Annotated in this window: 1 protein-coding gene; it reads left to right on the top strand. The window is 36.4% G+C overall.

What is annotated here, in order from left to right:
- Positions 1-48 precede the first annotated feature (48 nt).
- Positions 49-12,861 carry a gliding motility-associated C-terminal domain-containing protein gene (locus H0I32_RS03380; RefSeq protein ID WP_218747113.1) on the top strand — a complete coding sequence of 4,271 codons (12,813 nt, stop codon included), beginning with the start codon at positions 49-51 and terminating at the stop codon, positions 12,859-12,861.
- Positions 12,862-12,874 lie beyond the last annotated feature (13 nt).

The raw sequence follows: 12,874 nt of genomic DNA, 5'->3' as shown, positions 1-12,874 counted from the left end.
AATACTCATTTTTGAATGAGAAATAAGACTTTACAACAACTATAATATATGGAAATTACTACTCGGTTCTTATGGACTAAAAATTTAATTGCTAACCTTTGTTTTTCTTTAAACAAAAGTTTTGGTTCTCATTCTAAAGTTCTTATTCTAAGTTTCTTTTTTCTTTTTAGTTCAGTAATCAATGCTCAACAAGATGTCACAGCTATCTATGGAGATCAAGGAGGGTATTATGTATCTTCTAATGTTGCACAAGTAACATCAGATGATTCAAATAATTTAATTGGTTTTACTTCTAACGGAGTAACTTATTCTACAGGGGTTGATAATTCTATTTTAACGGCCAATGGTGTAGTTTTTACACCCGTTGAATTCGTTGCTTTTCCAGTTCCAGGAAATATAACTTATAATAGTACAGAGCTAATAGGTATTGCTTATAATTGGGATGGTAATCAACAAAATGATTCTCCTTCCGATTATATTAAAACATTCGATCCTATTATTCCTAGTTTTTTTATTAGAGATGGAATTAGCGGACTAGAACTAGGAACTAACTTTTTTAATATACAAGCTCAGGATTTTGTTTATGATAACTTACTTATTAATGCTGTATCGGGTGTTAATGATGGTATACCTGATTTAATAGCGACACAGACTGGTGCTCCATCAGGAAGTGATGTTTTTAAATTTGTTGATGATTTAGGTAATACAGTCGGAAACGCAGTTAGTGTTGGTTTTGGAGGCGTTCCTATTGTTGGAGGAATGGATTGGACTATTTATGAAGTTGATACAAGTACAGGAGCTGTTTCAGGTACATTTAATAATGGAATTAATACATATAGAGATTTAAGATTATTAACTTTTGAGCTTAATGATTTCGGAATTACTACAGCTAACTTATCTCAAGCAACTAAATTTATACATAATACATCAGGAAATACTGATATTGCTTTTACAGCATTTAATAAAAATACGCTTAGTTTTAGTCCAGTTGATCTAGCTATTACTTCTAAAATTGAGACACCTTCAGATTTGTGCTCTACTAATTCTTTAGATTTTGTAACTACAGTTTATAATAATAGTGGTATTGATAGTAACGGTTTTGATGTTGATATGCCTATTGAATCAGGACTTAATTATGTTAGTAGTAGTGCTGTGTTTTCTTCTGGTATAGCTGTTGCAAGTTATAATAGTACAACAAATTTATGGAGTGTATCTGGCTTAGAAGCTGGTGAAAGTGTTGTGTTGACTGTAAATGTATCAGTCTCAGCTTTGTCTTTACCAATTACATATACTAATAGTATTAGTAACATGTTACAAGATGATACTAGTACTAGTAATAATTCTATTAGTGTTTCTGAAAATGATATCGATTGTGATGGCATATTTGATTCTTCTGATATTGATAACGATAATGACGGAATTCTTGATATTGTTGAGAACTCTTGTGATGCTAAATTCACTTTTAATACCGGTACAGCTGGCTGGTATTCACTAAATGATAATGATCTAAGTAAAATTGCATCAAATCCTATATCTAATTCAACTTCAACAGTTACAGGAAACCATGGTTGTACCATTGATATTACAGGTTTAGCAAATACTAATATTGCTGGTTTAAGTCCTGATGCAACTGATTATGCTGTAGATTCTGATATTGATACTGGATTAACATATTTAAGAAAATCAGATTTAGGTGGTCTAAATTATGGTGGTTTAATAGGGGGGACATTCTCTTATGATCATTATAATTATAGAGCTGGTTATACGGGAAATCCTGGTTGGTTAACAACTGGATCTGGGTCAGCCGTTAACGTGTATTTTTATGATACAGCAGGGAATTTTGTTAATGCAACAAGATTACTGACTTCTGCAGAACTTACTAATTGGGAAAATGGGGTATGGAATTCAATTTTGATAAATATTGATGATGCTTCTTTTTCTGGAACATTAGAAGATTTAACTAATGTTTTAAGCGATTTAAATGAAATAAGTATTCGTGTTGAAAATATTGGTAGTGGTCATGATGGTAATTGTTCGGATATAGAATATTTTGCTTTAGATAATGTAGCTTTTTCTTCATCTTTAGCCGCTTGTAATAATGATACAGATAATGATGGTGTGCCAGATTATTTAGATTTAGACAGTGATAATGACGGTATTTATGACGTTGATGAAGCAGGGAATACGGCATTAGATACAAACAATGATGGTGTAATAGATTCGAATGATACAGGCTTTGGTGATGTTGATAATAATGGTGCTGATGATGATGCAGAAATAACAACACCTATTGATACGTTAACTGATGATAGTTACGATTTTCAAAATACGGATAGTGATGGAGATGGCTGTACAGATGCTAATGAGGCTTACGGGATTTCATCTGCTGATGGCGGAGATGATGGCCAATTTTCTGTAGATCCTGCAAGTGTAAATCCTGCAAATGGTTTAGTTACAGAGACCGGTGTTAATTATGCACTCGGTACTAATGCTAATGTAACTGACAATTTAAATTCATTTGCATGTAATGGAGACGATGATGGAGATGGAAATCCAAATTCTTCAGATCCAAATTCTAATACACCAACAGCAGTAGATGATTCTGCGTTTATTGGTCTTAATGGTCCTAGTACTATAAATATTTTAGGTAATGATGATTATCTAGATAACATAGATATTAATAACATTGGGACAACAACTATTACAGATACAACTACAGGTACTGCTGGTGGAGCAATTACTTTCGATTCAGATACAGGTATATTAACATATACACCTTTATTAAGTGAGGTAGGTTCTGTAGTAACCGTTATTTATGAAGTTTGCAATGATTCAAATGGAGTTTCTATTTGTTCAATAGCTACGGTAACAATTACTGTAGAGCAAGATACAGACGGAGATTTAATTGGTGATTCTACGGACATAGATAGTGATAATGACGGTATTATTGATGCTGTTGAATGTGGGTTCTCAACAACTCCAGGACTTACTCTAACAGGTACAAATCCTGATTTTATTTTAACAGACGCATTAGGTAACATAATAGATAATACAATAGCTTCAGGGGGAGATTATATACCTTCTGAATTAAATATACAAAATGGGAATTTTTTAGAAATTGGTTATTTAATTAATTCAGCAGTAACAGGTGATACTTTTTATTCAACAGAAACATTCAATTCAGGTGTATCAGGAATAAAAGTAAGTTTACCAACTGATCGTACGAAAAATTCAGATGTTATAATTTGGACTATAAATTGGACTGGTGGTAATGTTGGTGCTACAGGATTCGTTGTTGATAATAACCCAAGAAATGGAAGTCAGCCAAATATTTATGATCCTTCTTCAACAAGCACTACACCTGTGTTTTCAGATTCAGTTTTAACGAATGGCTACCAATTTGTATTGGATGATAATGGTGAACTTTATGAGGCTACGAGTCCTAATTTGGAAGGAACAAATTGGATTAATGATTTTGATTTTGAAATTACTTTGCCAGATGGGATTACATCTATTACAATTACAGGAACTTTAAATAATGATGGTACAGATCATGATTATGCTAGAGAATTTATAGGTGTAGATTTTTCTGATGCTACTTTCGGACCAGATTGTGATTTAGACACTGATAATGATGGTATTCCAGATTATTTAGATTTAGATTCAGATAATGATGGAATATATGATGTAGATGAAGCAGGGAACACGGCATTAGACACTAATAACGATGGAGTAATAGATGCTAATGATGCAGATTTTAGTGATTCAACTAATAATGGTGCAGATGACGATGCAGAAATAACAACACCTATTGATACGTTAACTGATGGTAGCTACGATTTTCAAAACACGGATAGCGATGGAGATGGCTGTACAGATGCTAATGAGGCTTATGTAAGTGCAGCTGCTTCTGGTTCAGATGGAGGACAGTTTGGTGATTCAGATCCAGCTACGGTAAATCCAGCAAATGGTTTAGTTACAGAAACAGGTGTTGATTATTCTTTGGGAACTAATTCCGCAGTGACTGATGCAACAAATTCTTTTGCATGTTCAATAATAGCATTAGAAGCTGTTAAGACGGTAGCACTTACAACAGATGTATTACCAACGGGCTTAAGTTTAGGAGATACAATGACTTATACGATAACTGTAGAAAACACAGGAAACGTAAGTTTAGATAATATAGCTATCGCAGATACCTTTGTAGATGCTAACGGTAACACCTTAACTTTATTAACAGGTCCAACATTTAATAGTTCAGATGCAGGAAGTGCAGAAGGTTTATTAGCAGTAGGAGAAACGGCAACATATACAGCAACTTATGTTATAGAACAAGCTGCAATAGATGCAGGCGGTTTTAGTAACAGTGTTTTAGCCGAAGGTGATAGTCCAGCAGGAACAACAGTTGATGATACCAGTGATGATGATGATGATACAGATGGCAATACAGAAGATGATGCCACAGTAACAACAATTACAGCATCAGCAAGTATCGAAGCTGTTAAAACAGTAGCACTTACAACAGATGTATTACCAAGCGGCTTAAGTTTAGGAGATACAATGACCTATACGATAACTGTAGAAAATACAGGAAACGTAAGTTTAGATAATGTATCTATCGCAGATACCTTTATAGATGCTAACGGTAACACCTTAACTTTATTAACAGGCCCAACATTTAATAGTTCAGATGCAGGAAGTGCAGAAGGTTTATTAGCAGTAGGGGAAACGGCAACATATACAGCAACTTATATTATAGAACAAGATGCAATAGACGCAGGAGGTTTTAGCAACAGTGTTTTAGCTGAAGGCGATAGTCCAGCAGGAACAACAGTTGATGATACCAGTGATGATGACGATGACGCTGATGGCAATACAGAAGATGATGCGACAGTAACAACAATAACAGCATTACCAAGTCTAGAAGCTGTTAAGACGGTGGCAATCACAACAGATGTATTACCAACAGGCTTAAGTTTAGGAGATACAATGACTTATACAATAACTGTAGAAAACACAGGAAACGTAAGTTTAGATAATGTAGCTATCGCAGATACCTTTGTAGATGCTAACGGTAATACTTTAACTTTATTAACAGGCCCAACATTTAATAGTTCAGATGCAGGAAGTGCAGAAGGTTTATTAGCAGTAGGAGAAACGGCAACATATACAGCAACTTATGTTATAGAACAAGCTGCAATAGACGCAGGAGGTTTTAGCAACAGTGTTTTAGCTGAAGGCGATAGTCCAGCAGATACAGCAGTTGATGATACCAGTGATGATAATGATGATACAGATGGCAATACAGAAGATGATGCGACAGTAACCACGATTACAGCATCAGCAAGTATTGAAGCTGTTAAGACGGTAGCACTTACAACAGATGTATTACCAACGGGCTTAAGTTTAGGGGATACAATGACTTATACGATAACTGTAGAAAACACAGGAAACGTAAGTTTAGATAATGTATCTATCGCAGATACCTTTGTAGATGCTAACGGTAATACTTTAACTTTATTAACAGGCCCAACATTTAATAGTTCAGATGCAGGAAGTGCAGAAGGTTTATTAGCAGTAGGAGAAACGGCAACATATACAGCAACTTATGTTATAGAACAAGATGCAATAGACGCAGGAGGTTTTAGCAACAGTGTTTTAGCTGAAGGCGATAGTCCAGCAGGAACAACAGTTGATGATACCAGTGATGATAATGATGATACAGATGGCAATACAGAAGATGATGCGACAGTAACCACGATTACAGCATTACCAAGTCTAGAAGCTGTTAAGACGGTGGCAATCACAACAGATGTATTACCAACAGGCTTAAGTTTAGGAGATACAATGACTTATACGATAACTGTAGAAAACACAGGAAACGTAAGTTTAGATAATGTAGCTATCACAGATACTTTTGAAGATGCTAATGGTAATACGTTAACTTTATTAACAGGGCCAACCTTTGATAGTGCTGATGCAGGAAGTGCAGAAGGTTTATTAGCAGTAGGAGAAACGGCAACATATACAGCAACTTATGTTATAGAACAAGCTGCAATAGATGCAGGCGGTTTTAGTAACAGTGTTTTAGCCGAAGGCGATAGTCCAGCAGGAACAACAGTTGATGATACCAGTGATGATAATGATGATACAGATGGCAATACAGAAGATGATGCGACAGTAACCACGATTACAGCATCAGCAAGTATCGAAGCCGTTAAGACGGTAGCACTTACAACAGATATATTACCAACGGGCTTAAGTTTAGGAGATACAATGACTTATACGATAACTGTAGAAAACACAGGAAACGTAAGTTTAGATAATGTAGCTATCGCAGATACCTTTGTAGATGCTAACGGTAACACCTTAACTTTATTAACAGGTCCAACATTTAGTAGTTCAGATGCAGGAAGTGCAGAAGGTTTATTAGCAGTAGGAGAAACGGCAACATATACAGCAACTTATGTTATAGAACAAGATGCAATAGACGCAGGAGGTTTTAGCAACAGTGTTTTAGCCGAAGGTGATAGTCCAGCGGGAATAACAGTTGATGATACCAGTGATGATAATGATGATACAGATGGCAATACAGAAGATGATGCCACAGTAACAACAATTACAGCATCAGCAAGTATTGAAGCCGTTAAAACAGTAGCAATCAGTAATGATGTATTACCAACGGGCTTAAGTTTAGGAGATACAATGACTTATACGATAACTGTAGAAAACACAGGAAACGTAAGTTTAAATAATGTAGCTATCGCAGATACCTTTGTAGATGCTAACGGTAACACCTTAACTTTATTAACAGGCCCAACATTTAATAGTTCAGATGCCGGAAGTGCAGAAGGTTTATTAGCAGTAGGAGAAACGGCAACATATACAGCAACTTATGTTATAGAACAAGATGCAATAGACGCAGGAGGTTTTAGCAACAGTGTTTTAGCTGAAGGCGATAGTCCAGCAGGAACAACAGTTGATGATACCAGTGATGATAATGATGACGCTGATGGCAATACAGAAGATGATGCGACAGTAACCACGATTACAGCATCAGCAAGTATCGAAGCCGTTAAGAAGGTAGCACTTACAACAGATGTATTACCAACGGGCTTAAGTTTAGGAGATACAATGACTTATACGATAACTGTAGAAAATACAGGAAACCTAAGTTTAGATAATGTAGCTATCGCAGATACCTTTGTAGATGCTAACGGTAACACCTTAACTTTATTAACAGGTCCAACATTTAATAGTTCAGATGCAGGAAGTGCAGAAGGTTTATTAGCAGTAGGAGAAACGGCAACATATACAGCAACTTATGTTATAGAACAAGCTGCAATAGATGCAGGCGGTTTTAGCAACAGTGTTTTGGCCGAAGGTGATAGTCCAGCAGGAACAACAGTTGATGATACCAGTGATGATGATGATGACGCTGATGGCAATACAGAAGATGATGCGACAGTAACCACGATTACAGCATCAGCAAGTATCGAAGCCGTTAAGACGGTAGCACTTACAACAGATGTATTACCAACGGGCTTAAGTTTAGGAGATACAATGACTTATACGATAACTGTAGAAAACACAGGAAACGTAAGTTTAGATAATGTAGCTATCGCAGATACCTTTGTAGATGCTAACGGTAACACCTTAACTTTATTAACAGGTCCAACATTTAATAGTTCAGATGCAGGAAGTGCAGAAGGTTTATTAGCAGTAGGAGAAACGGCAACATATACAGCAACTTATATTATAGAACAAGATGCAATAGACGCAGGAGGTTTTAGCAACAGTGTTTTAGCTGAAGGCGATAGTCCAGCAGGAACAACAGTTGATGATACCAGTGATGATGACGATGACGCTGATGGCAATACAGAAGATGATGCGACAGTAACCACGATTACAGCATCAGCAAGTATCGAAGCCGTTAAGACGGTGGCAATCACAACAGATGTATTACCAACGGGCTTAAGTTTAGGAGATACAATGACTTATACGATAACTGTAGAAAACACAGGAAACGTAAGTTTAGATAATGTAGCTATCGCAGATACCTTTGTAGATGCTAACGGTAACACCTTAACTTTATTAACAGGCCCAACATTTAATAGTTCAGATGCCGGAAGTGCAGAAGGTTTATTAGCAGTAGGAGAAACGGCAACATATACAGCAACTTATATTATAGAACAAGCTGCAATAGACGCAGGAGGTTTTAGCAACAGTGTTTTAGCTGAAGGCGATAGTCCAGCAGGAACAACAGTTGATGATACCAGTGATGATAATGATGATACAGATGGCAATACAGAAGATGATGCCACAGTAACAACAATTACAGCATCAGCAAGTATCGAAGCCGTTAAGACGGTGGCAATCACAACAGATGTATTACCAACAGGCTTAAGTTTAGGAGATACAATGACCTATACGATAACTGTAGAAAATACAGGAAACGTAAGTTTAGATAATGTATCTATCGCAGATACCTTTATAGATGCTAACGGTAACACCTTAACTTTATTAACAGGCCCAACATTTAATAGTTCAGATGCAGGAAGTGCAGAAGGTTTATTAGCAGTAGGAGAAACGGCAACATATACAGCAACTTATATTATAGAACAAGATGCAATAGACGCAGGAGGTTTTAGCAACAGTGTTTTAGCTGAAGGCGATAGTCCAGCAGGAACAACAGTTGATGATACCAGTGATGATGACGATGACGCTGATGGCAATACAGAAGATGATGCGACAGTAACCACGATTACAGCATCAGCAAGTATCGAAGCCGTTAAGACGGTGGCAATCACAACAGATGTATTACCAACAGGCTTAAGTTTAGGAGATACAATGACTTATACGATAACTGTAGAAAACACAGGAAACGTAAGTTTAGATAATGTAGCTATCGCAGATACCTTTGTAGATGCTAACGGTAACACCTTAACTTTATTAACAGGTCCAACATTTAATAGTGCAGATGCAGGAAGTGCAGAAGGTTTATTAGCAGTAGGAGAAACGGCAACATATACAGCAACTTATGTTATAGAACAAGCTGCAATAGACGCAGGAGGTTTTAGCAACAGTGTATTAGCTGAAGGCGATAGTCCAGCAGGAACAACAGTTGATGATACCAGTGATGATGACGATGACGCTGATGGCAATACAGAAGATGATGCCACAGTAACAACAATAGCAGCATTACCAAGTCTAGAAGCTGTTAAGACGGTAGCACTTACAACAGATGTATTACCAACGGGCTTAAGTTTAGGAGATACAATGACTTATACGATAACTGTAGAAAATACAGGAAACGTAAGTTTAGATAATGTAGCTATCGCAGATACCTTTGTAGATGCTAATGGTATCACTTTAACTTTATTAACAGGCCCAACATTTAATAGTTCAGATGCAGGAAGTGCAGAAGGTTTATTAGCAGTAGGAGAAACGACAACATATACAGCAACTTATGTTATAGAACAAGCTGCAATAGACGCAGGAGGTTTTAGCAACAGTGTTTTAGCTGAAGGCGATAGTCCAGCAGGAACAACAGTTGATGATACCAGTGATGATGACGATGACGCTGATGGCAATACAGAAGATGATGCCACAGTAACCACGATTACAGCATCAGCAAGTATTGAAGCTGTTAAGACGGTAGCACTTACAACAGATGTATTACCAACGGGCTTAAGTTTAGGAGATACAATGACTTATACGATAACTGTAGAAAACACAGGAAACGTAAGTTTAGATAATGTAGCTATCGCAGATACCTTTGTAGATGCTAACGGTAACACCTTAACTTTATTAACAGGTCCAACATTTAGTAGTTCAGATGCCGGAAGTGCAGAAGGTTTATTAGCAGTAGGAGAAACGGCAACATATACAGCAACTTATGTTATAGAACAAGCTGCAATAGATGCAGGAGGTTTTAGCAACAGTGTTTTAGCCGAAGGTGATAGTCCAGCTGGAGTAACAATAGATGACACGAGTGATGATGGAGATGATAATGATGGAAATATAGATAACGATGCAACAGTAACAACGATCACAGCATCACCAAGTATAGAAGCTGTCAAGGTAGTAGCAATCAGTAATGATATCGCTCCAACCGGCTTAAGTTTAGGAGATACCATGACTTATACGATAACTGTAGAAAATACAGGAAACGTAAGTTTAGATAATGTAGTTATTACAGACACATTTGAAGATGCTAACGGTAACACTTTAACCTTATTATCAGAACCAACTTTTGATAGTGCAGACGCCGGAAGTTCAGAAGGTTCATTATTAGTAGGGGAGACAGCAACTTATACTGCAACTTATGTTATACAGCAAGATGCTATAGATGCAGGAGGCTTTAGCAACAGTGTATTAGCAGAAGGCGATAGTCCAGCAGATACAACAGTTGATGACACGAGTGATGATAACGATGATAATGATGGCAACACAGAAGATGATGCCACAGTAACAACGCTTACAGCATCACCAAGTATAGAAGCTGTTAAAACCGTAATAATCAGTAATGATGTATTACCAACTGGCTTAAGTTTAGGAGATACAATGACTTATACGATAACTGTAGAAAACACAGGAAACGTAAGTTTAGATAATGTAGTTATCACAGATACTTTTGAAGATGCTAACGGTAACACGTTAACGTTATTATCAGGACCAACCTTTGATAGTGCTGACGCCGGAAGTTCAGAAGGTTCATTATTAGTAGGAGAGACTGCAACTTATACTGCAACTTATGTTATAGAGCAAGATGCAATAGATGCAGGAGGCTTTAGCAATAGTGTATTAGCAGAAGGAGATAGCCCAACAGATACAACAGTTGATGATACAAGTGATGATGGAGATGATAATGATGGCAACACAGAAGATGATGCCACAGTATCACCAATCACTGCATCACCAAGTCTAGAAGCTGTTAAAACCGTAATGATCAGTAATGATGTATTACCAACAGGCTCAAGTTTAGGAGATACCATGACTTATACGATAGCTGTAGAAAACACAGGAAACGTAAGTTTAGATAATGTAGCTATCACAGATACTTTTGAAGATGCTAACGGTAACACGTTAACCTTATTAACAGGTCCAACTTTTGATAGTGCTGATGCAGGAAGTGCAGAAGGTTCATTATTAGTAGGGGAGACAGCAACTTATACTGCAACTTATATTATAGAGCAAGATGCAGTAGATGCAGGAGGCTTTAGCAACAGTGTATTAGCAGAAGGCGATAGTCCAACAGGAGTAACAATAGATGATACGAGTGATGATGATGATGATAATGATGGCAACACAGAAGATGATGCAACAATAACACCAATCACAGCATCACCAAGTCTAGAAGCTGTTAAAACTGTAGCGGTTAGTAACGATGTATTACCAACGGGCTTAAGTTTAGGAGATACGATGACGTATACGATTACTGTAGAAAACACAGGAAACGTAAGTTTAGATAATGTAGCTATCACAGATACTTTTGAAGATGCTAACGGTAACACGTTAACGTTATTATCAGGACCAACCTTTGATAGTGCAGATGCTGGAAGTTTAGAAGGTTCATTATTAGTAGGAGAAACAGCAACTTATACCGCAACCTATGTTATAGAGCAAGATGCAATAGATGCAGGAGGCTTTAGCAACAGTGTATTTGCAGAAGGAGATAGTCCAGCTGGAGTAACAATAGATGACACGAGTGATGATGGAGATGATAATGATGGAAATATAGATAATGATGCAACAGTAACAACTATAGTATCAAATCCAAGCATTAATCTAATCAAAACCACTTTAGATTTAGAAGATACTAATGGAGATGGTATTTCGGGAAGCTTAGGTGATTTAATTTCATATGTATTTACTGTTGAGAATACAGGAAATGTTACACTAACAGATATTGTAGTTCAAGATAACTTACCTGGTTTAAATTTATTAGGTGGACCAATTGCTCAATTAATACCTGGTGAAATTGATACCACAACATTTACAGCAACCTATGAAATTACACAAGCTGATTTAGATGCAGGTAATGTTATAAATTCAGCAACTGTTATAAGTGAAGGTCCAAGAGGAGATTTAATTGATCCTTCAGATGATATTACTGATACTAGTGATGATCCAAATAATTTAGATGACATTGATGATAACAATGATGATAATCCAGATGATCCAACTGTTACACCAGTTAATTCGTTCTTCGATATTGAAGTAACTAAAGTTGTAGATGTTTTAGAGCCCGTTATTGGTTCATATGTAACATTTACTATAGAAGTCGCTAATATTGGTAACGTAACGGCAACAGATGTTATTATTAACGAGCAAATCCCTAGTGGTTATGTATTCGTTTCTTACATCTCTACTTCTGGTGTTTATTCAGATTTTGATGATCAATGGGTAATAGGTCAATTAGATCCTGATCAGGTAGAAATATTTGAGGTAACTGTTGAAGTTTTAGGATTTGGAGATTATTTAAATGTCGCTTATGTTGAAAATGCATTAGGAGGTGAAGACACTAATACTTTTAATGATGAAGCTAGTGCAGAAGTAGATCCTATATGTTTAACAATTTATAACGAATTTTCACCTGATGGAAATGGTGTGAATGACACATTTGTGATTGATTGTATAGAACGATATCCAAATAATAAACTAGAGGTTTATAATAGATGGGGTAATATTGTTTATAGTAAAAAAGGCTATCTCAATAATTGGGAAGGTAAATCAAACGGAAGAACTGTTATTAACGAATCTAACGACTTACCAGTAGGTACATATTATTATGTATTAGACTTAGGGAATGGTATAGATCCACTTGTAGGATGGTTATATATAAATAGACTAAACTAATTAATACTGAATA

It is taken from the genome of Winogradskyella sp. HaHa_3_26 (assembly GCF_019278425.1).
In the GTDB taxonomy this organism is placed as follows: Bacteria; Bacteroidota; Bacteroidia; order Flavobacteriales; family Flavobacteriaceae; genus Winogradskyella; species Winogradskyella undariae.
The sequence above is the reverse complement of the archived record's forward strand: the minus strand, read 5'-3'. Positions and strand labels throughout refer to the sequence as shown.